The sequence below is a fragment of the Winslowiella sp. 2C04 genome, from assembly GCF_050037805.1.
Lineage (GTDB): Bacteria > Pseudomonadota > Gammaproteobacteria > Enterobacterales > Enterobacteriaceae > Erwinia > Erwinia toletana_A.
This window is the reverse complement of sequence record NZ_CP188300.1, coordinates 3,555,772-3,579,976: the sequence shown is the minus strand read 5'-3', so window position 1 is coordinate 3,579,976 and position 24,205 is coordinate 3,555,772. Positions and strand designations below refer to the sequence as shown.

The following is a 24,205-nucleotide window of genomic DNA, read 5'->3' as shown; positions in this document are numbered from 1 at the left end:
TGGTCAGGCGAATAACCTGATGGAATAGCATCTTCATTCATTGGGTCATTTTAAGTATCAGGGCAGGGCAGGTAAAACATAAGTGTTTAAGCAGTGGTAACAAAAAGAAAGGGCGCGATAAACGCGCCCTTAGTGATGTGCTTTGTCGTTACCAGACGTAAGTCAGCAGATCTTTAGAGGCAGGAGCCATAAAGTCTACAGACATCATCACGCTCAGTGAGGTAATGGCGACGATGGAGAAGACAAACAGTTTACGAGCCCAAACGCGATCGTTTGAAGTGTTGTAACCTTTCAGTGCCATCCCCAGCCACCACACGCTCACCGCGGCTGCAACCACCAGATATTTGTAACCCGCGTAACCGCTGAGGGTCAGCATCAGCGTGGCTACCATAAACGCGATGATATACACCGTGATATGGTGTTTTGCCACCGAAATGCCTTTTACCACTGGCAGAACCGGGATATTCGCTGCCTGATAATCTTTAAAGCGGAAGATAGCAATCGCATAGGAATGCGGCATCTGCCACAGGCTAAAGATAGCCAGCAGGATCAATGCTCCGGCATCAAACTCGTTGGTCACCGCACAGTAGCCGATAACCGGCGGCGCTGCGCCGGAAAGACTACCGACTAACGTGCCGTATACTGATTTACGCTTCATATACAGACTGTATACGCCGACATAAACCACGAAGCCCATCACCGCCAGCCACATGGCCAGCGGATTAGCGCCAAGGTACAGCAACGCAAAGCCAGCAATACCCAGAACGGTTGCATAAACCAGGATTACTGTCGGCGAGATAAGTCCTTTGACCATCACTCGGTTTTTCGTTCTCTCCATTTTTTTGTCGATATCGCGGTCGATAAAGTTGTTGTAAACACAACCTGATGCGACCACCAGAGAGACACCGACTAAGGTGGTGAGAAACAGGGAATAATCGATGTTGCCCTTAGAGGCCAACAGGAATCCCCCGATGACAGAAATTAAATTTCCGAAAATAATTCCTGGTTTCGTTACTTGCAGGTATTGCTTAATCATCACAGGCGACTCTTTAGTGAACCATCATGTTGTAGTTGAGGTTCCACATGATCCATATCGAGCCAACAACAACGATCAGGATAATGATTGCTGCGAACACAATAGCAACCATATTCCAACCTTCATCCGAAGAGGTATTCAGGTGCAGGAAGTACGCCAGATGCACCAGCACCTGAACGACCGCACAAACCAGAACCACACCCAGGATAGTACCGTGAGAAGCACCGCCATCCATAACCATCCAGAATGGGATACCCGTCAGGATGATCGACAGAACAAAGCCGATCATATATGACTTCACGCTACCGTGAGATGCACCATGTTCGTTTGCAGAATGACTCATTACATGGCCCCCATCAGATAGACAACGGTGAATACGCAGATCCATACCACATCAAGGAAGTGCCAGAACATGCTCAGGCACATGATACGGGTGCGGTTGGTCGCGTTCAGGCCGCGACGGGAGATCTGATACATCAGTACCAGCATCCAGATCAGACCAGAGGTCACGTGCAGACCGTGCGTGCCGACTAAGGTAAAGAAGGCAGACAGGAAGCCGCTACGCTGTGGACCAAAGCCTTCAGCGATCAGATGATGGAATTCGTAGATCTCCATACCGATAAAGCCGACACCAAACAGGAAAGTCAGTGCCAGCCAGCCGTTAACCGCTGCTTTAGCACCTTTGTTCATGCTGATAACAGCAAAACCATAGGTAATTGAGCTAAATAACAGCAGTGCGGTTTCTACCAGTACAAACGGCAGTTCAAAAATATCTTTACCAGACGGGCCGCCAGCAGTGCTGTTGACCATTACTGCATAGGTCGCAAACAGGGTTGCGAAGATAATGCAGTCACTCATCAGGTAGATCCAGAAGCCAAAGACTTTGTTGGCTCCTGCATCGTGATGCCCATGCTCCGCATGGGCGTCGTGGTGTTTATTCAGAGTTTCAGTTGACATTATTTCAGGCCTGCTTTGGTAATTTCGTCAAAGTGCTGATTCTCGATTTTCTCGACTTCTGCAACCGGTACGTAGTAGTCCACGTCTTCGTCAAAGCTCTTAATCACCCAAGTCAGGATCATACCGAGGAATGACAGACCGACTAACCACCAGATGTGCCAGATTGCAGCAAAACCAAAGATCAGGCTGAAGAAGCCAATTACGACACCCGCGCCGCTGTTTTTCGGCATGTGGATTTCTTCGTAATGAGCAGGCTGCTTGTATGCTTCACCTTTCTCTTTGATTTCCCAGAAAGCATCACGTTCGTGAATTTCTGGAATTACGGCAAAGTTATAGAACGGCGGTGGAGAAGAGGTTGCCCACTCCAGCGTACGGCCGCCCCACGGGTCGCCAGTCACATCACGGTTCAGCTCACGGTCACGGACAGAAACGTAGAACTGAATTGCCTGACAAATCACACCACATGCAATCAGTGCCGCACCGAAGGCTGCAACAACCAGCATCGAGTGGAACTGAGGATCGATATCCTGGCTCAGACGACGGGTCATACCCATAAAGCCAAGCACGTACAGCGGCATAAAGGCAGTGAAGAAGCCGATGATCCAGAACCAGAATGCGCGTTTACCCCAGGTTTCGTTCAGGGTGAAGCCGAATGCTTTCGGGAACCAGTAAGTCACACCAGCAAAACAACCGAACACCACACCACCGATAATCACGTTATGGAAGTGTGCAATCAGGAACAGACTGTTGTGCAGCACGAAGTCAGCACCTGGAACCGCCAGCAGAACACCGGTCATACCACCAACAGAGAAGGTGACCAGGAAGCCAACAGTCCACAGCATGGCAGAGTGCATCACGATGCGGCCCTGGTACATGGTGAACAGCCAGTTAAAGATTTTAACACCGGTCGGAATGGCGATAATCATCGTCATAATACCGAAGAAGGCGTTAACGTTCGCACCTGCACCCATGGTGAAGAAGTGGTGCAGCCACACGATAAAGGACAGGATGGTAATAACTACCGTTGCCCATACCAGTGAGGTGTAACCAAACAGACGTTTTTTAGAGAAGGTTGCAACCACTTCGGAGAACACACCGAAGACCGGCAGAACCAGGATGTACACTTCCGGATGACCCCAAACCCAAATCAGGTTGACGTACATCATCATGTTGCCGCCCATATCATTGGTAAAGAAATGGAAGCCCAGATAGCGATCAAGGGTCAGCAACGCCAGTGTTACGGTCAACACCGGGAAAGAAGCGATAATCAGAACGTTAGTACACAGAGATGCCCAGGTAAATACTGGCATCTTGAACATGGTCATGCCCGGTGCACGCATTTTCAGGATAGTAACGAAGAAGTTAATCCCGGTTAATGTCGTACCGATACCGGACAACTGCAGGCTCCATATCCAGTAGTCGACCCCGACCCCCGGACTGTACTCCGCGCCAGAGAGCGGTGGATAAGCCAGCCAGCCGGTCTGTGCGAATTCGCCCACACCCAGTGACAGGTTAACCAGCACCACACCGACAGCAGTAAACCAGAAGCTGAGGTTGTTCAGGAACGGGAAGGCCACGTCGCGTGCGCCAATCTGCAAAGGAACAGCGATGTTCATCAGACCGACAACAAACGGCATCGCCACGAAGAAGATCATAATCACGCCGTGGGCGGTGAAGATCTGATCGTAGTGATGGGGTGGCAAGAAGCCGGCTTCACCTGCGGAGGCCAGAACCTGCTGGCTACGCATCATTACCGCATCGGCAAAGCCGCGCAGCAACATGACGAAAGCCATAATGATATACATGATACCGAGGCGTTTGTGGTCGACGGAAGTCAGCCACTCGGTCCACAGGTATTTCCACTTACCGAAGTAAGTTAATGCACCAGCAAGTGCCAGACCACCAAGAATAATGGCGGCAACCGTAATCACGATAATTGGCTCGTGTAACGGTACTGCATCCAGTGTTAATTTTCCCAACATCGTGTTATTCCTCAGCTCCAGCGTGAGAGGCTTCGCTCATGTCCATGCCTTCGTGTTCAGACATGTCCATCTTCCCGTGGCTCATCTTGAATTTGCCAATGACTTGCTTGAACAATTCAGGATTAGCGGTAGAGAAGAACTCAACTGGATGATTCTCGCTAGGTGCAGCGATTTTTTCGAATTCATCCATCGTGGTTAAGGTATTTGGCGACTGCTTCACTTTAGCGACCCACTGCTCAAATGCCGCATTGTCAGCAGTTGCGATGGCTTTAAACTTCATGCCAGAGAAGCCTTTACCACTAAAGTTGGAAGAGATGCCGTCAAACGTGCCGGGTTCATTCGCAATCAAGTGCAGTTTAGTCTGCATACCCGCCATAGCGTAAATCTGGCTACCAAGGGTAGGAATGAAGAAGGAGTTCATCACGGAATTAGAGGTGATCTTAAAGTTCACTGGCGTGTTCGCCGGGAAGGCAATCTGGTTTACGGTTGCAATACCCTGCTCAGGGTAGATAAACAGCCATTTCCAGTCCAGCGCCACCACATCAATTTCGATAGGCTTGACATCAGAGACCAGCGGTTTGCTTGGTTCCAGCGCGTGGGTTGATTTCCACGTCAGAATACCAAGGAACACGATGATCAGGATCGGCACAGTCCAGACTACGGCTTCCACTTTATTCGAGTGTGACCAGTTAGGGCTGTATTTTGCCTTGGTGTTGGACTCCCGATATTTCCAGGCGAACACCACTGCCATTAAGACTGCCGGAATAACGACGATCAACATCAAACCGAAAGCGGTCAGTATCAGCGAACGTTGCTCCAATGCAATCTGTCCTTTGGGATTTAACAATGCACTATCACAGCCACTTAACAATAAAGTGCCTGCAATTAATGACAAAATCCCCAAACTTTTATTGTATTTCATGAGTCTCATTTAACGACCTCAATGACAAGGGCTCTATTGTCGTTTAAGTGTGGCGGCATTTTACGGCAAGGTTTCGGCACTGTAAACCAGCTTAAGATTGTGTCAGGCCGGTGTTGACACCTTTTGCTAAGGGTGTCACAGATGTTACTCATAATGACAAAATATTAACGACCACAATGAGTTGGCGCTAATATAACAGAAATGGCTTATTTTTTCTGAGGAAAAAACCGTGGCGATATAACCATCGAATTTACTACTCAAATATTTAACAAATCTGTATCATTTGGGTGATATTAAATATACAAAAATAATAACGTACCGGTTTTTAATATAGTACAAAAAACAACATTGTTGCCGACGTCTTTTTTTTAAAAATAACCTGAACGGGGTAAATGATTTACAGCGGAAATTTTGTCTCGCTGGTGAAAAGATGAACGGCCCGTCATGTGGTAACAGGCCGAAATTTTCACTCAGTGGTTTTACGTTGTGCCAGATAATCCAGCAGCGAGCCGATAACAATGCCGGTCAGCGCCAGCACCATAGCCAGTTCAAACAGTGAAGTCAGTAAGCCACCACTCACCTCCCATCCCAACGCGTCGATAGCCAACAGCAGCAGCCAGCCCGCCAGTATTACGCAGCCAGCGGTCAGCGCGCGTAGCGCCCAGCGATAACCACTGCGGAACGCCGTACGTGGCATAAAGCTGTCGGTAGCCTGAGTATATTCCAGCGTGCGTTTGCAACCGGCCAGCAGCAGCAGCCCGGGAAGCGCGGCGACTACCGAAAAGGCATAAAACGTCGGCCAGCCCCAAAGCTCGACAAACCATCCGGCAACCGGACCAACATACACCCGACCAACGGCCGACAGCGCAGAGAGCAGCGCAAATTGGGTAGCAGAAAAGGATTTGTTGCAGAGTGTCATCAGCAGCGCAACAAAAGCGGCGGTGCCCATGCCGCCACAAAGATTCTCAACAAATACCGCACTGGCCATGCTGAGCATCTGTTTATCAGTGACCGACAGTATCCAGTAGCCGAGATTTGAAACCGCCTGCAAAATACCAAAGATCATCAAGGCGCGAAACAGCGTCAGGCGCTGCATCAATACGCCGCCGTACAGGGCACCGATGATTGTCGCCAGCAGGCCGAGGGTTTTGTTAACCAGCCCGACCTCTCCAGCGTCAAAACCAACGCCGCGAATCAGGAAAGTGGTGGTCAGGCTGGCAGCAAACGCATCGCCGAGCTTATACAACACAATTAAGGAAAGAATCAGCCACGCATTGTTGCGGTTAAAAAAGTCGCGCAGCGGTTCCATGACGGCCTGTTCCAGGCTGCGCGGCTTTGGAATGGCATCCGTCGGTTCGCTGGCGCACAGCGTCGCAATCACTCCGGGCACCATCATCAGCGCCATCAGCCAGTAGGTCGCCTGCCAGCCGAGATAGCGATCGGCCAGCCACAGTGCCAGCCCGCCCGATACCAGCATTGCCAGCCGATAGCCTAAAACCGTAATCGCCGCGCCGCTGCCGCGCTCTTCCGCTGGCAGCACATCGGTTTTCCACGCGTCAAAAACAATATCCTGCGATGCCGAGCAGAAGGCGACCAGCACCGCCAGGGCAGCCAGCATCGTCAGATTGCGCGACGGCTCCATAAAGCCCATCGCCACTATGCCGGCAATTAACAGCAGCTGCGAGATCAATAACCAGCCGCGACGACGCCCGAGGAATGGCGGCGTGTAACGGTCCATCATCGGCGACCAGAGGAACTTGAATACATACGCCTGGCCGACCAGTGAGAAGAAACCAATGGTTTTCAGGTCGACATTCTCAACGGTCATCCACGCCTGCAGCGTGCCGGAGGTTAATGCAAGAGGTAAACCGGAAGCGAAGCCTAACAACAGCAGAAGGGCGGCGTTACGTTGAGTGAAAATGCGAAGGTAGTTATTGCCCATAAAATCTCGGTATCACATAACGGTCGGGCTATCGGAAACGCCGCAGAACATTATCATTACGGGCGGCGAAAAATACCGCCCGTGCATAGAATATCCGTCAGGGTGGCGTTTGCACCACCCGCAGCAACTTAACGTGCGTTTTGCTTAATAAAGGTATGGATGCTGGTGTCTTGCGCCATATCAGAAATCACGTCGCCAAGGGTTGCGTTAACCGCTTTAGTGATTTTTTCATTGTTAGCGCTGAAAGCGCCTTCAACACTGTAGGTCTGACGATAGTTTTTCACCTGCTTATTACCGTTTTTCGCCGTGGCGATAATCGAGATATCAGCTTTGGTGGTAATGCTGTAACGCACGCTGCCCTGAGTGACATCGGCATACAGATTGTTAACCACAATTTGCAGATCCACCGCGCCGTTCGGTCCAATCATATAGCCACGGGCGCCCATTTGTTTCTCAAGCACTTCCTGCAGCAGGAAGCGCAGATCGCGCGAAGGCGTCAGGGTAACCAGCTGGCCATCGCGGTTCACTTTTGCCAGTGCCTGGTCGCTACGTTGATCGGCACCGTTGATGCTGACCGTGATGCCGGTCAGGCTTGGATCCTGCTGTGGCAGATCGATCTTAGGTGAAACGTTTAATGTATTGCTGTTGTTGGCACAGCCAGCCAGAATAAATACGGCCAGCAGCGGAAATAATAATTTTTTTAACATGCGTATTTTCTCATTCGCGTAAGTTGTATTGCTGACAAAACGTCGGCCATCATATCATTGGCAGGCGTGGAGGGAAGCCCTGAGAGGGCGTAAATTCATCAGCTTGCGGTAATTTAGGACTCCGCGAAGGGCAAGTGGTTCAGCGAAGCGCTGTTGATGACAACCTGAGAAAAGAACAGCTTGAGAAATTTTCTTCGCGAAACCGCGGGTTGGATTAAAAACCGACTATTATTTAAAGAGATGGGGCGCAGCTCGCTGCCGTAGAGGAGTGTAGTTATGATTCGCGGACAAATAGAAGAAAAGTTACGCACGGCGTTTAATCCGGTTCATCTGGAGGTCAACGACGAAAGTTACCGTCATAACGTGCCAGCTGGTTCGGAAAGTCATTTCAAAGTGATCATTGTCAGTGACAGTTTCACGAACCAACGTTTCCTGATGCGGCATCGTGCCATTTATGGTGTGTTAGCCGATGAGTTAGCAGGTAGTGTGCACGCGCTGGCGCTGCATACTTACACCGTTAAAGAGTGGGAAGGGTTGCAGGATACTGTACCCGCATCACCAAATTGTCGTGGTGCCGGTACCCTGGCCTGATTTCAGGGATGTTAATTAAAGAAAACGGCCTGCGGGCCGTTTTGTCGTTTTGTGCCGCATTATCTGTCCGCGTAAATAACGGGGCAATAATTTGCTATTTGTAGCGGAATTTGTAAAAAACGGTGTGTTTGGGGCGATTTTGCGTTCTCGACTCAGTCCGGCGATGCCGCTATAATGCTGCGTCTATTTTTCCGGAATGTCTTCGGGACGCTTCTGGTAACAGGGAATTCGGTTCTGACAACAGAGGCCGTCCCGGTTGTTAGAGAGCGCACACTATCGCCTGATGCGGTTTGTGTGCTGTCTGAAGTTGACCGAGCACGTGATTTTTTTTGAGGTAACAAGATGCAAGTTTCAGTAGAAACCACTCAGGGCCTGGGCCGTCGCGTTACGATTACTGTCGCTGCTGACAGCATCGAGAGCGCTGTTAAAAAAGAGCTGGTCGACGTGGCTAAAAAAGTACGTATCGATGGCTTCCGTAAAGGCAAAGTACCGATGACCGTTGTTGCACAGCGTTACGGTGCTTCTGTTCGTCAGGACGTGCTGGGCGAACTGATGCAGCGCAACTTTGTTGACGCGATCATCAAAGAAAAAATTAATCCGGCTGGCGCACCTAACTACGTGCCAGGCGAGTACAAAACGGGTGAAGACTTCACTTTTGCGGTTGAATTCGAAGTCTATCCGGAAGTTGAGCTGAAAGGTCTGGACGCAATCGAAGTTGAAAAACCGGTTGTTGAAGTGACCGATGCTGACGTCGATACCATGCTGGACACCCTGCGTAAGCAGCAGGCGACCTGGAAAGAGACCGATGCTGCTGCGACTGCTGAAGATCGCGCAACTATCGATTTCACCGGTTCTGTGGACGGCGAAGAGTTCGAAGGCGGCAAAGCGTCTGACTTCGTACTGGCAATGGGCCAGGGTCGTATGATCCCAGGTTTCGAAGAAGGTGTTGTTGGCCATAAAGCTGGCGAAGAATTCACCATCGACGTTAACTTCCCGGACGATTACCATGCTGAAAACCTGAAAGGTAAAGCAGCGAAGTTCGACATCGTGCTGAAGAAAGTTGAAGAGCGCGAGCTGCCAGAATTCACCGAAGAGTTCATCAAGCGTTTCGGCGTTGAAGATGGCTCCGTTGAAGGTCTGCGTGCCGAAGTGCGTAAAAACATGGAGCGCGAGCTGAAAGGCGCAGTGCGTAACCGTGTGAAAACTCAGGCAATCGACGGTCTGGTTAACGCAAATGAAATCGACGTTCCGGCAGCACTGATTGACAGCGAAATCGACGTTCTGCGTCGTCAGGCTGCTCAGCGTTTCGGTGGTAACGAGAAACAAGCGTTTGAATTGCCACGTGAACTGTTCGAAGAGCAGGCAAAACGTCGCGTAGTGGTTGGTTTACTGCTGGGTGAAGTGATTCGTACCCATGAGCTGAAAGCTGACGAAGATCGCGTTAAAGCGTTGATCGAAGAGATGGCTTCTGCTTATGAAGATCCGCAGGAAGTTATCGAGTTCTACAGCAAAAACAATGAGCTGATGAACAACATGCGTAACGTTGCTCTGGAAGAACAAGCGGTTGAAGCGGTTCTGGCTAAAGCAAAAGTGACTGAAAAAGCGACTGGCTTCCAGGATCTGATGAATCAGACTGCTTCTGCCTGATCGGATTTTTCTGTCAGATAAATCAAGCCCGCAGCCGCAAGGTCGCGGGCTTTTTCTTGATCATTTTCTATCAAACGTCACCTTTTAACAGTTATTTGCTTAATTATGCGACGAATTATCGTCTATGCTGTTTTTCCTGGTTAGCGATTGACGAAAACGTTGTTATGCTTGAAATACCAGGGCAGCATCCCCAGATAGTTTATGCATATACCCGTTATTGAATGCTGGCTGATTGACCGTCCGGATGGCGTCGGCGAGTGAACCTCGGGAATCTTCGTATTCCCCGACTCACTCTAGTAGAATCGGTACAGAGTGTTGCCAAATGAAATTTATCCAGGAGACGGTAATGTCATACAGTGGCGAACGTGAACAAACTGCACCTCATATGGCTTTGGTGCCAATGGTGGTTGAACAAACTTCGCGCGGAGAGCGATCTTACGACATCTTTTCGCGCCTGCTGAAAGAGCGCATTATTTTCCTTACCGGTCAGGTTGAGGATCATATGGCAAATCTGATTGTGGCGCAGATGCTGTTTCTTGAAGCGGAAAATCCGGAAAAAGACATCCATCTCTACATCAACTCTCCTGGTGGCGTAATTACCGCAGGTATGTCGATTTACGACACCATGAAATTCATCAAGCCGGATGTCAGCACTATTTGTATGGGCCAGGCCTGTTCCATGGGCGCGTTCCTGCTGACTGCGGGTACTAAAGGTAAGCGTTACTGCCTGCCAAACTCGCGCGTAATGATTCACCAGCCGTTAGGTGGTTATCAGGGCCAGGCGACCGATATTGAGATTCATGCGCGTGAAATTCTGAAAGTGAAACAGCGCATGAACCAGTTAATGGCTGAACATACGGGTAAATCTCTTGAAGAAATAGAGAGAGACACTGAACGCGATCGTTTCCTCTCCGCGAGTGAAGCTGTAGAGTATGGTTTAGTCGATTCCATCCTGACGCATCGCGAATAAGGCTCAAATCCGCTGTTCGGACTATAGTTAGTGAGTCCAGCGCCGAGAGTTGCACTATCGAGGGCAGCGCCAGGCGTTGTCATCGCCGCAAAGCATGCGGACGAATAAATGAAGAGGTTAACTGATGACAGATAAGCGCAAAGACGGTTCAGGAAAGCTGCTGTACTGCTCTTTTTGCGGCAAAAGCCAGCATGAAGTGCGCAAGCTGATTGCCGGGCCGTCAGTGTATATCTGCGATGAGTGTGTCGATCTGTGTAATGACATCATTCGCGAAGAGATTAAAGAAGTGGCTCCGCACCGCGAGCGCAGTGCGCTGCCGACGCCGCACGAAATCCGCCATCACCTCGATGATTATGTTATCGGTCAGGAGAAGGCGAAAAAGGTGCTGGCCGTTGCGGTCTACAACCACTACAAGCGCCTGCGCAATGGCGATACCAGCAATGGTATTGAGTTGGGCAAGAGTAACATTCTGCTGATCGGTCCTACTGGTAGCGGTAAAACGCTGCTGGCAGAAACCTTAGCGCGTCTGTTGGATGTGCCATTTACTATGGCCGATGCCACCACCCTGACCGAAGCCGGTTATGTGGGTGAGGATGTCGAAAACATCATTCAGAAACTGTTGCAGAAGTGCGACTACGACGTGCAGAAAGCCCAGCGCGGCATCGTTTACATCGATGAGATTGATAAAATCTCACGTAAGTCGGATAACCCGTCAATTACGCGTGATGTTTCCGGTGAGGGCGTGCAGCAGGCATTGCTGAAGCTGATCGAAGGTACGGTTGCCGCGGTGCCGCCGCAGGGCGGGCGTAAACATCCGCAGCAGGAGTTCCTGCAGGTCGACACCTCGAAGATCCTGTTTATCTGTGGCGGTGCATTTGCCGGCCTGGATAAAGTGATTTCGCAGCGTGTTGAAACCGGCTCCGGTATTGGTTTCGGTGCGACGGTAAAAGGTAAATCGCAGAAAGCGTCTGAAGGCCAGCTGCTTGAGCAGGTAGAACCGGAAGATCTGATCAAGTTTGGTCTGATTCCTGAGTTTATTGGTCGTCTGCCTGTTGTGGCAACGCTGAATGAGCTGAGTGAAGAAGCGTTGATCCAGATTCTGCGTGAGCCGAAGAATGCGCTGACTAAACAGTACCAGGCGTTGTTTAACCTGGAAGGCGTGGAGCTGGAATTCCGTGACGAGGCGTTAACGGCGATTGCCAAAAAAGCCATGTCGCGTAAAACCGGTGCGCGTGGTCTGCGTTCTATCGTCGAGGGTGCGCTGCTGAACACCATGTACGATTTGCCTTCAATGGATGACGTGGAGAAAGTGGTGATTGATGAATCAGTGATCGATGAGCAAACCGATCCGATGCTGATTTACGGTAAGCCTGAAGCACAACAAGCTTCTGGCGAATAAATAACCAAATCAATCCAGTCAGTTATCTAAAAAGGGGAAAATTCTTTCCCCTTTTATTTTTCTCTCCAGCTTTACGTTGAATGTCTGACATTCATCCCCATATACTCAAATACCTGTGGGTTGACCGCACTTTTACTGCATTATGCGGTTCCCATCACCCTGGCGGACATTAAACTAAGAGAGAGCTCTATGAATCCTGAGCGTTCTGAACGCATTGAAATCCCTGTGTTGCCTCTGCGCGACGTAGTGGTTTATCCGCACATGGTAATTCCGTTGTTTGTTGGTCGGGAAAAATCGATTCGGTGCCTCGAAGCCGCCATGGATCACGATAAAAAGATCATGCTGGTTGCACAGAAAGAGGCTTCAACGGATGAACCTGGCATTAACGATCTCTTCTCGGTAGGGACCGTTGCCTCAATATTGCAAATGCTGAAGTTGCCAGATGGCACGGTAAAAGTGCTGGTGGAAGGCTTACAGCGTGCGCATATCACTACCCTGGCTGATAACGGCGACCACTTTACTGCACAGGCGGAATATCTGGTTTCACCAGAAATCGAAGAGCGTGAGCAGGAAGTGCTGGTACGCACCGCGATTAATCAGTTTGAAGGCTACATCAAACTGAACAAAAAAATTCCACCAGAAGTGCTGACGTCGCTGAACAGCATCGATGACGCCGCACGTCTGGCCGATACCGTTGCTGCGCATATGCCACTGAAGCTGGCGGATAAACAGTCGGTGCTGGAGATGTCAGACGTTAACGAACGTCTGGAATATCTGATGGCGATGATGGAATCTGAAATTGACCTGTTGCAGGTAGAAAAACGCATCCGCAACCGCGTCAAAAAACAGATGGAAAAAAGTCAGCGCGAGTACTATCTGAATGAGCAGATGAAGGCGATTCAGAAAGAACTGGGCGAAATGGATGACGCACCTGACGAAAATGAAGCCCTGAAGCGCAAAATCGATGCGGCAAAAATGCCAAAAGAAGCGCGCGAAAAAACCGAAGCTGAGCTGCAGAAGCTGAAAATGATGTCGCCGATGTCAGCAGAAGCGACCGTGGTGCGCGGTTACATTGACTGGATGGTTCAGGTTCCGTGGAACGCCCGCAGCAAGGTGAAGAAAGACCTGCTTAAAGCGCAGGAAACGCTGGATACCGACCACTTTGGTCTCGAGCGCGTCAAAGACCGCATTCTGGAATATTTAGCGGTACAGAGTCGCGTCAGCAAGATTAAAGGGCCGATTCTGTGTCTGGTAGGGCCGCCGGGTGTTGGTAAAACCTCACTGGGCCAGTCGATTGCCAAAGCCACCGGACGTAAATACGTGCGCATGGCGTTGGGTGGCGTGCGTGACGAAGCGGAAATCCGTGGTCACCGCCGTACCTATATCGGCTCTATGCCGGGCAAACTGATTCAGAAAATGGCGAAAGTCGGCGTTAAAAACCCGCTTTTCCTGTTGGATGAGATCGACAAAATGTCGTCAGATATGCGTGGCGACCCGGCTTCTGCACTGCTGGAAGTGTTAGATCCGGAGCAGAACATCGCGTTTAACGATCACTATCTGGAAGTGGATTACGATCTCTCCGATGTGATGTTTGTCGCGACGTCAAACTCCATGAACATTCCGGCTCCGCTGCTTGACCGTATGGAAGTGATTCGTCTGTCGGGTTATACCGAAGATGAAAAACTGAACATCGCTAAACAGCACCTGCTGCCAAAGCAGATTGAGCGTAACGCGCTGAAGAAAAATGAAATTTCGGTGGACGACAGCGCTATCGTCGGCATTATCCGCTACTACACCCGTGAAGCCGGGGTGCGTAGCCTGGAGCGTGAACTGTCGAAACTGTGTCGTAAAGCGGTGAAAGCGCTGCTGATGGACAAAGCTGTCAAACACATCGAAATCAACGGCGATAACCTCAAAGATTTCCTTGGCGTGCAGCGCTTTGACTATGGCCGCGCAGAAAGTGAAAACCGCGTTGGTCAGGTGACTGGCCTGGCGTGGACCGAAGTCGGCGGCGATCTGCTGACCATCGAAACCGCCTGTGTTCCGGGTAAAGGCAAGCTGACTTACACCGGTTCACTCGGTGAAGTGATGCAGGAGTCGATCCAGGCAGCGTTAACCGTGGTACGCGCACGTGCGGAGAAACTGGGTATCAACGGTGACTTCTACGAAAAACGTGATATCCACGTGCACGTGCCAGAAGGCGCTACGCCAAAAGATGGCCCGAGCGCGGGTATTGCAATGTGTACCGCGCTGGTTTCCTGCCTGACCGGTAATCCGGTTCGTGCCGATGTGGCGATGACCGGTGAGATCACGCTGCGTGGTCAGGTTCTGCCGATTGGTGGCCTGAAAGAGAAACTGCTGGCGGCACACCGTGGTGGTATCAAAACCGTGCTGATTCCTGATGAGAACAAACGCGATCTGGAAGAGATTCCTGATAACGTAATTGCCGATCTGGAAATTCATCCGGTGAAGCGCATTGAGGAAGTGCTGGCGCTGGCGTTGCAAAATGCCCCATACGGCATGCAGGTTGCGACTGTAAAATAGTGATTTAAGACAAAAAGCGTCAAAAAGTGCAGCTGGTAAGTCAAATCGGGCTTGCCAGCTTTTTTTTGACTCGCTAATTTAGAGGGCTGCTGAGATGAAACTGTTAATGATTAAATATTGTTTCAGCACTTCAGGCTTGATATAACTTGCTGCGCGATCGTGCAGGGCGGGATGCTCGGGTACGATGTGAATAATAAAGAGGGGATGAATAGAGTGAATAAGTCACAGTTGATCGACAAAATTGCTGCGAATGCTGACATTTCCAAAGCAGCAGCTGGACGTGTATTAGATGCTTTTATGGTTTCCATTTCCGATTCTCTGAAAGCAGGTGAAGAAGTGGCGCTGGTTGGTTTTGGTACTTTCTCTGTTCGCGAGCGTTCAGAGCGTACTGGCCGTAACCCTCAGACGGGTAAAGAGATCACCATCCCAGCGGGTAAAGTTCCTGGCTTCCGTGCCGGTAAAGCGCTGAAAGACGCGGTAAACTGATAGCAGTTAATCCTACATTGAAGCAATTTCTTCGGTGGATTGAGGACTGACAAAGCGTTCTCATGTAACATAAGGGCACATCAGGCAATTGATGTGCCTTTTTTTATCGTTATCTGTGACAAACGCTGTTTGCGCGTGTCAAAACCTGGCCGAATGCTGCAGGCCTGAAGTGCAGCAGCGTCGAATTCCCGCGAGGATGCGGGATGAAAACGTAGGGTTTACATTCACACTACAGCGGAGTGTTGGCATACCATGATGGACAATTTACGCGCGGCGTCGAACCATGTCGTGCTCAAAATTATTTTGGGACTGATTATCCTGTCATTCGTGCTGACCGGGGTCGGCGACTTTTTGATTGGCGGTAACGGAGACTACGCAGCAAAAGTTAACGGTCAGGAGATCAGCCGGTCGCAATTAGAGCGAGCTTTTTCCACTGAGCGTAGCCGTCAGCAGCAGATGCTGGGCGAGCAGTTCTCTCAGCTGGCCAGTAACGAAGGCTATATGCAGCAGATGCGTCAGCAGGCGTTGTCTCAGCTGATTGATGAAGTGCTGCTGGGCCAGTACGCCAAAGATCTGAAACTGGGCATCAGTGATGACCAGATCAAACAGGCAATCTTCGAACAGCCAGCATTCCAGACCGATGGCAAATTTGATAATGCCAAATATCAGGCGCTGATCGGCAATATGGGCTTCAGCCCCGATCAATATGCCGAAGCACTGCGTAAGCAGCTGACCAGTCAGCAACTGGTGACGGCAGTGGCCGGTACCGACTTTATGCTGCAAGGTGAGTCAGATGCGCTGGCAGCATTAGTTTCACAAGAGCGCCTGGTGCGTACTGCGACTATCGACGTCAATAAGCTGGCGGCGCAGCAGACCGTCAGCGACGAAGAGAGCAAAAACTACTACCAGCAGAATCAAAACAGCTTTATGGCGCCAGAGCAGTTCCGTGTCAGCTATATCAAGCTGGATGCGGCGAGCATGCAGCAGCCGGCCAGCGACAGCGAAATTCAGAGCTGGTATGAAGATAATAAAGCTGACTATGGCCAACCGCAGCGTAATCGCTACAGCATCATTCAGACCAAAACCGAAGCAGAAGCGCAGGCGGTTCTCGATCAGCTGAAGCAGGGCGGTGACTTTGCTGCTCTGGCGAAAGAAAAATCAGTCGATCCGATCTCTGCACGCAAAGGCGGTGATATGGGCTGGCTGGAGCCTTCTACCACGCCTGATGAGCTGAAAGACGCTAACCTGACCAGCAAAGGCCAGCTCTCTGGTGTGATCAACTCTTCCGTTGGTTTCCTGGTGGCGCGTCTTGACGATATTCAGCCTGAGAAGATTAAACCGCTGTCTGAAGTCCGTGATGCTATCGCTGATAAAGTGAAGCAGGAAAAAGCTATCGACGCGTATTACAAACTGCAGCAGAAAGTCAGTGATGCAGCGAGTAATGATAACGAGTCACTGGCCAGCGCAGAAGAGGCGGCGGGTGTGAAGGCGGTTGAGACCAGCTGGTTTGGTAAAGACAATCTGCCAGCCGAGCTGAACTTCAAGCCGGTAGAGCAGGCGATCTTCAACGGCGGCTTAGTTGGAGAAGGCGGCGCGCCGGGCAGCAACTCCGACATCATTACCGTTGATGGCGATCGTGCTTTTGTTCTGCGCATCACCGAACATAAAGCCGAAGCGGTGAAACCGTTTGCTGAGGTTCAGGCGCAGATTGTTGATACCGTTAAGCACAATAAAGCGGTTAAGCAGGCGAAAGCGGATGCTGACAAAATTATTGCCGAGCTGAAAGCGGGCAAACAGGATGCGCTGAAAGCGGCAGGTCTGAGCTTTGGTGAAAGCAAAACCCTGACGCGTAACGGTCAGGACGCAATCACTCAGGCGGTGTTTGCGCTGCCGGAGCCGACGAAAGACCATGCCTCTTATGGCATCAGCGAAGATATGCAGGGCAATGTTGTGCTGCTGTCACTGGATAAAGTGCAGGCTGGCAGCATGCCGGAAGAGCAGAAGAAAGCAATGATCGAGGGCATGACCCAGAACAATGCGCAAATCGCTTTTGAAGCACTGCTGAGCAACCTGCGTAAAGACGCCAAAATTAAGTATGGCGCTGCTGCACAGGCACAGTAATCCTCGCAATTAAAATGCAACCCGTTGCAACAGAAAAGGCCGCTTATGCGGCCTTTTCCATTTTGGTTTTTTGCCGTTTGTTTCCTGCTAAGTAAACCACGTATGTTAGCCGTGCTGTCAAACACACGGAGGAATTACAGCATGAACAACAAATCACTTAATGCACTCTGTCTCTCGCTGGCACTGCTGTTCGGTAGTGGAGTTGCGGTGGCCAGCGCGCAGCACGCCAGTTCACTGGGCGAGCCGCAAGCGCAGACCGAAGCAGAGGCTGCTACAGCCAGTTCCGCGGAAGCCATCAGTATCAACAATGCCAGCGCAGAACAGCTGGCTGCGGCAATGAATGGTGTGGGCATTAAGAAAGCAGAATCGATAGTCAGCTACCGCGAAAAATATGGCCCGTTCAGTGCAGTAGAACAGCTGAAAGAGGTGCCGGGTATCGGTAATGCACTGGTAGAGCGTAATCTGGCCCGGCTGAAATTGTGATCGCGCTCTCAGCCAGGCATGTTGCTGTCGAAAGCGGGAAACCAGGCTGCTAACCTGTAAGAGGTCATACCAGTCGGTATGGCCTTTTCTTCTGGCGGGGCGACAACGTTATGCAGACAACAATTAAAGTGCGCGGTTATCATCTGGATGTTTATCAGCATGTCAACAATGCGCGCTACCTGGAGTTTCTTGAAGAAGCGCGCTGGGAGTGGCTGGAGCGCAAACAGGCTTTTCAGTGGCTCAGCGACAACCATCTGGCGTTTATTGCGGTCAATATCAATATTAATTATCGTCGTCCGGCGGTACTGGGTGACGTACTGACTATCGACAGTCAGCTGCTGGAGCTGAAGGGCAAAAGCGGGGTGATGAGCCAAAAAGTATTGCTGGCCGACGGGACGCTGGTAGCGGATGCTGCGCTGACATTCGTATGTGTTGATCTGCGCACGCAAAAAGCGCTGCCGCTTGAAGAGGACATGAAAGCGCGGCTGCAGTCAATGTTAACAGAAGTGTAGTGGCGCGCCACTCGGCAGGCCATCAGCAAGGGGGCCGAAAACGGCTCCCCATAATACCGGAAGCAAAATTACATCAGGCCGGTTTTTTGCTGCATACTGGCCATCACTGTGGCGGCGTCAGCCTGATACTCTTTCAGGCCATTGGCACGCAAATGACAGGCGGCACATTCGCCACAGCCATCACCCTTAATGCCGTTATAGCAGGTCAGCGTCTGCTGGCGCACCAGCGGCAACTGCTGCCAGTAATCGGCCAGCGCCCAGGTTTCGGCTTTATTCAGCCACATCAGCGGCGTTTCAAAACGCACGCTGCGAGCCATACCCAGTTCGACGGCATGATTCAGCGCTTTAACAAATTCATCTCGGCAGTCGGGATAACCCGAAAAGTCGGTTTCACAGACGCCGGTGATCACCGCTTCTGCTTCTACCTGATAAGCATAAATTGATGCCAGCGTCAGAAACAGAATGTTGCGTCCCGGTACAAAGGTGCTGGGTAAACCGCCGGCATCCGGATCGAAGGCGGGAACCGGAATGTTATCACGCGTCAGGCTACTGACCGCCAGTTCATTCAGCAGGGTGACATCCAGCACCTTATGCGCCCGCGCACCCAGCTGCAGAGAGAGCGCCTGCGCAACCTCGATCTCTTCGCGATGGCGCTGACCATAATCAAAAGTGACGCAATGCACTTCGTCATATTGTTTGAGGGCCTGAATCAGGCAGGTTGTTGAATCCTGACCGCCGCTAAAAACCACTATTGCACGTTTCATAGTTGTCCTGAATATCGGGTTAAGCGCCTATGGTACTGCCTGCGGCACTCTCACTCAATCATCACCGGCGGGGGTATCCAGGCGCGGGTAAAATCAAACCAGCCCCAGCTGTTAAGATAAATTCCTTCTACGCCTGGCGGTGCGCTGACCTGATAGCGATAATTAAACAACGGCGTGATAACCGCATCGCTCATCAGCTGCTGAAAAGTGTGTTGCAGGCCGTCAAAGCGATCGGACTCCTGCGCCAGCGCCTGGATCTGATCGAGGCTGGCGATCAACCTGCGATACTGTTCTGCGTCCAGAATGGCGGGCCAGAGTGAATCAAGGCGTAACCAGCTTTCCAGCGTAAATTGCGGCGCGTCGCCAATCAGGCGATCGCCCATGATCAGATCGGCGCTGGGCAGATCATTGTAATTTTTCCAGCTTTTACCCGGATGAAAATGCAGCTGCAGCTGACAATCATGCATTGCCAACAGTTGCTGTAACTGATGCGCCATCGCATCCAGCTCCACCGGCAGGTGATAGTGGAGTTGCAGGATCGCCGGTAGCGAAATATGCGGATTCTCCGGCCAGCATGGTAGCGGCCAGCCCGGCAGCAATTCGCGACCCGGGGTAATCAGTCCCTCTTCCAGCGGCAGCCTGGCAACCATCTCCGCCTGCTGGATCAAATGCATCAGTTTTGCCGCCTGGGCAGGGCTCAACGCCTCGCTTTGCCTGATCGCCAGATAACAGAAGCCGAGACTGATGCTGTTACTGACCGGGCGTAGCCGCGACAACTCATGCTGTGCGCCAATGGCAATCTGCACCGGATGGCGACAGCTGGTGCCCAGCTGGCTGTCGAACAGCTGTGGCGTAATCCAGTACTCAATCGCCTGCATCAGCGGATGTTGCAGGTGATACCAGCCGTGGCTTTCGATCCGCACCAGCGTTGGCGAAAAATGGCTGAGACGATACGGCCCGGCCCCCAACTTTTCATCCTGTGGATGGGGTAACAGACAGCTCACACTGGCCAGGCGGTGTGCCAGCCAGTTGTCAGGACAGTGCAGTTCAAAGCGCAGGCAGAGTGCATGCGCCAGCGTGATGCTTTTGACACTGGCAAGCAGTTTACTGCCGGTTTCACTTTGCAGAATGCGTTGCAGTTGCTGCTGTAACTGACCGGCATCGATCGCTTCGCCGCTGTGCCAGTGCAGCTGCGGGCGCAAAAAGAAAAACCACTCTTTCTGATTGTCACCGCACACCCAGTGATGTGCCAGATCGGCCACCGGCTGGTGGTCGGCAAAGCGGGTGAGTCCGGCATAAATATGCCGTGCCAGATGCTGCTCGGCACGTCCGTCAAGGCTTAGCGGCTGAATATCATCCAGTGGGCGGTAGTAGGGGATACGCAGCGTCGGTGCGTCATTTTGCCACTGTCCGCCCATAAACGGCTGCAACAGATGAGCAAGTTGCTCTGGTGCCAGTTGCACTAATTGCAGCGCATGCTGCGTTTGGCCGCCATCCAGTTGCTGCTGTAGCAACGCGCTGCGTAACTGCTCAGGATTTTGCAGAAAGCGCAGCGTGCCGCGTTTACCGCGGCCGGATTGCGCCTGCCAGTCAAGCCATTCATTCTGTTGCCACTGGCGCAACAGAGTACGAACATGGCGCTCACTGCAAAAGCAGCGTTCAGCCATCTCGGCCACGCTGGTTTGCTGTACCGCGCCCCGACTGTGTTGCCAGAGTCTGGTAAACTGATTCAGACGATTGAGCTGGCGCATAATGAAACCCGGAAGTGATTTCACAAAGTATTCACTATTAGTTCCGTAAATACCAGGTGATACTCTACGATGATTATTTAATCGTTAGCAGGAGATGAGATGTCACGTTTAGCCGCTTTTGATATGGATGGCACCTTATTATTGCCTAACCACCAGTTAGGGGAAGAGACGCTGGCGGCACTGCGTGCGCTGCAGCAAAAAAAGGTGGTGCTGGCTTTCGCTACCGGCAGGCATCTGCTTGAAATGAAAATTCTGGCCGCCGATCTGGCTCTTGATGCCTGGCTTATCACCGGCAATGGCACACGCATCAACGGACTACAGGGCGAGCAATTGTTCGGCTGCGATTTGCCCGCGGAGATTGCGCATCAGGTGACCCACACCCAGTGGGACACCATGGCCACTCTGCATCTGTTTAATGATGATGGCTGGTTTACCGGCACGGAGCTGCCGGAAATATTACAGGCGCATCTGCTGAGTGGCTTCAGTTATCAGCTGGGTGATGTACGCAATATTCCGGCCGATAAAGTAACTAAAATCTGCTTTATCGCTGAGCATGACGAACTGTGCCGCCTCGAGATCCAGCTGCGCGAAGCGCTGGGCGATCGTGCGCATTTGTGTTTTTCGGCCTGGGAGTGTCTGGAAGTGCTGCCGCTTAACTGTAATAAAGGCACCGCGCTTAATTTTCTCAGCAACCATTTGGGGCTGACAATGGCCGACTGCATGGCTTTTGGTGATGCGATGAACGATCGGGAAATGCTGGAGAGCGTCGGGCGCGGATTTATTATGGGCAATGCAATGCATCAACTGAAAAACGAACTGCCGCATTTACCGGTGATCGGGCATTGTGCGACGCAGGGGGTATCACATTATCTGAATCACTGGCTGACAACTCCGGATCTCAGTTATACCCCGCGCTCCTGACGCGACAGCAACCCATCCCGCCAGTGTTAACTATCGCGAGCCGGTCACTTCGCACTGTTCGGCTTTTTTTCGCCCGGCATCACCTTAATGATTACGTAACATAATGATTAATTGAATTTAATTTTACTGGCTTCGCTTTGCTGTGGCTGAGATAACCTCAATCTTCTCAGGCTATTTTCAATGGAGCGAAATATGAACCCTTGTCGGGTGGGATTTAATGGCCAGCGTCTGGACCCAATCAGCGGAGCCAGCCATTTAGGTAACGGCTATCGCGCTTATCATCCCTCACTGATGCGATTTAATCGCCCGGATGGCTGGGCGCCCTTTGGCGCTGGCGGCATCAATCCTTATCTCTACTGTGACGGCGATCCGCTGAATCGCGTTGACCCGTCGGGGCACGCAAGCTGGCTGGCTGGCCTGGGGATCGGACTGGGAATTTTGGGCATTGTCGCTGCGCTGTTAACCGGCGGTGCCGCTATCGCCGTAGCCGGAAGTCTCAGTGCGGCAATCGGCAGCGCCTCGCCGCTGTCATTGCTCAGCGGAATTGCAGGGCTGGTGGCAGATGTCAGCGGCATCGCCAGCACCGCCACCGCACACAGCAACCGCAGAGCGTCAACGGCGCTAAGCTGGATCTCTCTTGCAGCCGGAATGCTTTCCCTCGGGATGGGGCTGGCATCTATGGCCTGGCGAAGAGTGAATTCAGCGGTCAGACAACTGGGCAACTTGAGTTCAGCGAGATCCACATGGGGAAATGTCGACGATATAGAAAATATTCAGATGCTGGGAGTAGGAAGCTCAACTCGCCCCTCGAGGATCACAGACATCTATTACAGCTTTGATGACGTTAAAAAAGGCTCCCGACGTCTGAATATTGTTGCGCATGGCCGGTTTGAACAAAGTTTAAATTACGCGACCGTTGGATTCAGTCAGGTATCCACCCGCTATACCGGTGCAAGCTTTGCAGCTTATCTGTCGGATATGGGCATCAACTTCTCTGATTATGCTGACGGCGGCGTAAGACTGATCGTTTGCTATTCCGCGGATGGCGCTGACAGCTTTGCCGCCAGCTTTGCCCGGCAGTCGGGTTTATCGGTAAAAGCATTCAGCGGGCCGGTAACCACAGAAGGTGAATTGCAATCCATGGTCAATGCGCATGCATCACCCACCCACCTTGAAAAGATGTTTAACGGTAATTTACTGGTAGCGGAAGAATCTTTAAATGAGGGGCTTGTCGAGCTGGAATCGAGAGATAATTTATTCCGTGTCATCAAAGAGAACCGGGGGATCAGCGGCGGGTATAATCCGCTGACCACTCGTCCGGCAAAAAGCTAACGGTCAGACGTTGCCGCTTGATAACGCCGCCTGCCAACTGCTGATATCACCGATATTGTCAGCCACCCATTTGGCGTTGTAGTAACTGTCGAGATAGCGTTCACCGCTGTCACACAGCAGAGTAACAATCGCCCCCTGACGCCCTTGCTCACGCATCTGTCGGGCGACCTGCAAGGCTCCCCAAACGTTGGTGCCGGTGGACGCGCCGACTTTGCGGCCAAGCTGTTTTTCCATCCACAGCATGGTTGCGATGCTGGCGCCATCCGGCACCTTCAGCATGCTGTCAATTACGTCGGGAATAAACGACGGCTCGACGCGTGGGCGGCCAATCCCTTCAATTTTGCTGCCCACCGCGCTACGCAGGGCAGCATCACGCTGACGCCAGTAATCATAAAATACTGAATTTTCAGGGTCGACCACCATCAGTTGGGTATCATGACCCTGGTAACGTAAATAGCGGCCAATGGTGGCTGAAGTACCGCCGGTTCCGGCACTCATTACAATGGTATCAGGAATCGGGAAAGGCTCGCTGGACATCTGGCGGAAGATGCTTTCCGCGATATTGTTATTGCCACGCCAGTCGGTGGCACGCTCGGCATAGGTAAACTGATCCATAAAGTGACCATCGAGATCGCGCGCCAGCCGTTCTGATTCAGCATACAGCTGACAAGGATCGCTGACGAAATGACACTGACCGCCATAAAAGGCAATCTGCTCAACTTTACGTCTGGCGGTGCTGGCCGGCATCACGGCAATAAAAGGTAACCCCAACAGCCGGGCAAAATAAGCTTCCGATACGGCGGTACTGCCCGATGATGCCTCGATAATCGGACGATCCTGTTTTATCCAGCCATTACTCAGGCCATACAAAAACAGGGAGCGTGCCAGCCGATGTTTCAGGCTGCCGGTCGGATGGGTGCTTTCATCTTTCAGATACAGCCAGATGCCAGGATAATCAGCCAGTGCCAGGCGGATCAGATGAGTATCGGCAGATCGCTGAAAGTCAGCGTTGATTTCTTTGATGGCGTGTTTGGTCCACTGGCTGTTCATGGGCTGGCTCCTGAAAATGATGAACAGAGAGTAAGGCATTTCCGGGAAAAAAGGTTTGCCTTCTTTCCTGTATAATCGCCAGATTAGA

21 protein-coding genes are annotated in these 24,205 nt (G+C 51.6%); 11 read left to right on the top strand and 10 right to left on the bottom strand.

Annotation, left to right across the window (positions count from 1 at the left end):
- Positions 1-148: 148 nt before the first annotated feature.
- The 7 genes from cyoE to ACP3TC_RS16170 form a co-directional block, all read right to left on the bottom strand.
- Positions 149-1,036, bottom strand: a complete 888-nt coding sequence (cyoE, locus tag ACP3TC_RS16200; RefSeq protein WP_052899265.1) for a heme o synthase — start codon at positions 1,034-1,036, stop codon at positions 149-151.
- A 13-nt stretch (positions 1,037-1,049) separates the two neighbouring features.
- A complete protein-coding gene (locus ACP3TC_RS16195; RefSeq protein ID WP_052899266.1) occupies positions 1,050-1,379 on the bottom strand; it encodes a cytochrome o ubiquinol oxidase subunit IV in 330 nt (109 codons plus the stop codon).
- Complete coding sequence (locus ACP3TC_RS16190) at positions 1,379-1,993, bottom strand: cytochrome o ubiquinol oxidase subunit III (RefSeq protein ID WP_313856114.1); 615 nt, start codon at positions 1,991-1,993, stop codon at positions 1,379-1,381. Before ACP3TC_RS16190 ends, ACP3TC_RS16195 begins: the two co-directional genes overlap by 1 nt.
- Positions 1,993-3,975 (bottom strand): cytochrome o ubiquinol oxidase subunit I, encoded by a 1,983-nt coding sequence (gene cyoB, locus ACP3TC_RS16185; protein ID WP_313856115.1) that lies wholly within the window; start codon positions 3,973-3,975, stop codon positions 1,993-1,995. The genes ACP3TC_RS16190 and cyoB overlap by 1 nt, the downstream gene beginning before the upstream one ends.
- 4 nt (positions 3,976-3,979) lie before the next feature.
- Positions 3,980-4,906, bottom strand: coding sequence for a cytochrome o ubiquinol oxidase subunit II (cyoA, locus tag ACP3TC_RS16180; RefSeq protein WP_313856116.1), 927 nt, complete (start codon positions 4,904-4,906; stop codon positions 3,980-3,982).
- Positions 4,907-5,363: 457 nt separating this feature from the next.
- Positions 5,364-6,839 carry a muropeptide MFS transporter AmpG gene (gene ampG / locus ACP3TC_RS16175; protein WP_313856117.1) on the bottom strand — a complete coding sequence of 492 codons (1,476 nt, stop codon included), beginning with the start codon at positions 6,837-6,839 and terminating at the stop codon, positions 5,364-5,366.
- A gap of 128 nt (positions 6,840-6,967) precedes the next feature.
- Complete coding sequence (locus ACP3TC_RS16170) at positions 6,968-7,546, bottom strand: lipoprotein (protein ID WP_313856118.1); 579 nt, start codon at positions 7,544-7,546, stop codon at positions 6,968-6,970.
- Positions 7,547-7,822: 276 nt separating this feature from the next.
- On the opposite strand from ACP3TC_RS16170, the gene bolA reads away from it, so the two are divergent.
- From bolA to ACP3TC_RS16125, 9 genes are all read left to right on the top strand, one after another.
- On the top strand, positions 7,823-8,137 hold the full coding sequence (gene bolA, locus ACP3TC_RS16165) for a transcriptional regulator BolA (RefSeq protein ID WP_052899271.1): 315 nt from the start codon (positions 7,823-7,825) through the stop codon (positions 8,135-8,137).
- A 342-nt stretch (positions 8,138-8,479) separates the two neighbouring features.
- Positions 8,480-9,784 (top strand): trigger factor, encoded by a 1,305-nt coding sequence (gene tig / locus ACP3TC_RS16160; protein ID WP_313856120.1) that lies wholly within the window; start codon positions 8,480-8,482, stop codon positions 9,782-9,784.
- A gap of 346 nt (positions 9,785-10,130) precedes the next feature.
- Positions 10,131-10,754, top strand: coding sequence for an ATP-dependent Clp endopeptidase proteolytic subunit ClpP (gene clpP / locus ACP3TC_RS16155; RefSeq protein WP_313856121.1), 624 nt, complete (start codon positions 10,131-10,133; stop codon positions 10,752-10,754).
- Between the two features lie 124 nt (positions 10,755-10,878).
- Complete coding sequence (clpX, locus tag ACP3TC_RS16150) at positions 10,879-12,153, top strand: ATP-dependent protease ATP-binding subunit ClpX (protein ID WP_267141425.1); 1,275 nt, start codon at positions 10,879-10,881, stop codon at positions 12,151-12,153.
- A gap of 189 nt (positions 12,154-12,342) precedes the next feature.
- A complete protein-coding gene (gene lon, locus ACP3TC_RS16145; RefSeq protein WP_313856122.1) occupies positions 12,343-14,697 on the top strand; it encodes an endopeptidase La in 2,355 nt (784 codons plus the stop codon).
- A 213-nt stretch (positions 14,698-14,910) separates the two neighbouring features.
- Complete coding sequence (gene hupB, locus ACP3TC_RS16140; RefSeq protein WP_313856124.1) at positions 14,911-15,183, top strand: nucleoid-associated protein HU-beta; 273 nt, start codon at positions 14,911-14,913, stop codon at positions 15,181-15,183.
- 252 nt (positions 15,184-15,435) lie between these two features.
- The gene (ppiD, locus tag ACP3TC_RS16135; RefSeq protein WP_426816828.1) at positions 15,436-17,304 is read left to right on the top strand and encodes a peptidylprolyl isomerase; all 1,869 of its coding nucleotides are present in this window, start codon (positions 15,436-15,438) and stop codon (positions 17,302-17,304) included.
- Between the two features lie 141 nt (positions 17,305-17,445).
- Positions 17,446-17,787 (top strand): helix-hairpin-helix domain-containing protein, encoded by a 342-nt coding sequence (locus ACP3TC_RS16130; RefSeq protein WP_313856127.1) that lies wholly within the window; start codon positions 17,446-17,448, stop codon positions 17,785-17,787.
- 110 nt (positions 17,788-17,897) lie between these two features.
- Positions 17,898-18,299, top strand: coding sequence for a YbgC/FadM family acyl-CoA thioesterase (locus ACP3TC_RS16125; RefSeq protein ID WP_313856129.1), 402 nt, complete (start codon positions 17,898-17,900; stop codon positions 18,297-18,299).
- Positions 18,300-18,367: 68 nt separating this feature from the next.
- Here ACP3TC_RS16125 and queC read toward each other — a convergent pair whose 3' ends face one another.
- Positions 18,368-19,063, bottom strand: a complete 696-nt coding sequence (queC, locus tag ACP3TC_RS16120) for a 7-cyano-7-deazaguanine synthase QueC (protein ID WP_426816827.1) — start codon at positions 19,061-19,063, stop codon at positions 18,368-18,370.
- 50 nt (positions 19,064-19,113) lie between these two features.
- Entirely contained in the window at positions 19,114-20,814 is a 1,701-nt protein-coding gene (locus ACP3TC_RS16115; protein ID WP_426818290.1) for an SgrR family transcriptional regulator, read from the bottom strand.
- Positions 20,815-20,913: 99 nt separating this feature from the next.
- Between ACP3TC_RS16115 and cof the strand changes: the two genes are divergently transcribed.
- Entirely contained in the window at positions 20,914-21,735 is an 822-nt protein-coding gene (gene cof, locus ACP3TC_RS16110; RefSeq protein WP_426816826.1) for an HMP-PP phosphatase, read from the top strand.
- Between the two features lie 180 nt (positions 21,736-21,915).
- Positions 21,916-23,067 (top strand): RHS repeat-associated core domain-containing protein, encoded by a 1,152-nt coding sequence (locus ACP3TC_RS16105; RefSeq protein WP_426816825.1) that lies wholly within the window; start codon positions 21,916-21,918, stop codon positions 23,065-23,067.
- A 3-nt stretch (positions 23,068-23,070) separates the two neighbouring features.
- Here ACP3TC_RS16105 and ACP3TC_RS16100 read toward each other — a convergent pair whose 3' ends face one another.
- Positions 23,071-24,117 carry a PLP-dependent cysteine synthase family protein gene (locus ACP3TC_RS16100; RefSeq protein WP_313856139.1) on the bottom strand — a complete coding sequence of 349 codons (1,047 nt, stop codon included), beginning with the start codon at positions 24,115-24,117 and terminating at the stop codon, positions 23,071-23,073.
- Between the last annotated feature and the right edge of the window lie 88 nt (positions 24,118-24,205).

What these genes read in the sequence shown, in the direction of transcription:
- cyoE (WP_052899265.1), bottom strand. Translation starts at nt 1,036, where the DNA reads ATGATTAAGCAATACCTGCAAGTAACGAAACCAGGAATTATTTTCGGA.
- ACP3TC_RS16195 (WP_052899266.1), bottom strand. Translation starts at nt 1,379, where the DNA reads ATGAGTCATTCTGCAAACGAACATGGTGCATCTCACGGTAGCGTGAAG.
- ACP3TC_RS16190 (WP_313856114.1), bottom strand. Translation starts at nt 1,993, where the DNA reads ATGTCAACTGAAACTCTGAATAAACACCACGACGCCCATGCGGAGCAT.
- cyoB (WP_313856115.1), bottom strand. Translation starts at nt 3,975, where the DNA reads ATGTTGGGAAAATTAACACTGGATGCAGTACCGTTACACGAGCCAATT.
- cyoA (WP_313856116.1), bottom strand. Translation starts at nt 4,906, where the DNA reads ATGAGACTCATGAAATACAATAAAAGTTTGGGGATTTTGTCATTAATT.
- ampG (WP_313856117.1), bottom strand. Translation starts at nt 6,839, where the DNA reads ATGGGCAATAACTACCTTCGCATTTTCACTCAACGTAACGCCGCCCTT.
- ACP3TC_RS16170 (WP_313856118.1), bottom strand. Translation starts at nt 7,546, where the DNA reads ATGTTAAAAAAATTATTATTTCCGCTGCTGGCCGTATTTATTCTGGCT.
- bolA (WP_052899271.1), top strand. Translation starts at nt 7,823, where the DNA reads ATGATTCGCGGACAAATAGAAGAAAAGTTACGCACGGCGTTTAATCCG.
- tig (WP_313856120.1), top strand. Translation starts at nt 8,480, where the DNA reads ATGCAAGTTTCAGTAGAAACCACTCAGGGCCTGGGCCGTCGCGTTACG.
- clpP (WP_313856121.1), top strand. Translation starts at nt 10,131, where the DNA reads ATGTCATACAGTGGCGAACGTGAACAAACTGCACCTCATATGGCTTTG.
- clpX (WP_267141425.1), top strand. Translation starts at nt 10,879, where the DNA reads ATGACAGATAAGCGCAAAGACGGTTCAGGAAAGCTGCTGTACTGCTCT.
- lon (WP_313856122.1), top strand. Translation starts at nt 12,343, where the DNA reads ATGAATCCTGAGCGTTCTGAACGCATTGAAATCCCTGTGTTGCCTCTG.
- ppiD (WP_426816828.1), top strand. Translation starts at nt 15,436, where the DNA reads ATGATGGACAATTTACGCGCGGCGTCGAACCATGTCGTGCTCAAAATT.
- ACP3TC_RS16130 (WP_313856127.1), top strand. Translation starts at nt 17,446, where the DNA reads ATGAACAACAAATCACTTAATGCACTCTGTCTCTCGCTGGCACTGCTG.
- ACP3TC_RS16125 (WP_313856129.1), top strand. Translation starts at nt 17,898, where the DNA reads ATGCAGACAACAATTAAAGTGCGCGGTTATCATCTGGATGTTTATCAG.
- queC (WP_426816827.1), bottom strand. Translation starts at nt 19,063, where the DNA reads ATGAAACGTGCAATAGTGGTTTTTAGCGGCGGTCAGGATTCAACAACC.
- ACP3TC_RS16115 (WP_426818290.1), bottom strand. Translation starts at nt 20,814, where the DNA reads ATGCGCCAGCTCAATCGTCTGAATCAGTTTACCAGACTCTGGCAACAC.
- cof (WP_426816826.1), top strand. Translation starts at nt 20,914, where the DNA reads ATGTCACGTTTAGCCGCTTTTGATATGGATGGCACCTTATTATTGCCT.
- ACP3TC_RS16105 (WP_426816825.1), top strand. Translation starts at nt 21,916, where the DNA reads ATGGAGCGAAATATGAACCCTTGTCGGGTGGGATTTAATGGCCAGCGT.
- ACP3TC_RS16100 (WP_313856139.1), bottom strand. Translation starts at nt 24,117, where the DNA reads ATGAACAGCCAGTGGACCAAACACGCCATCAAAGAAATCAACGCTGAC.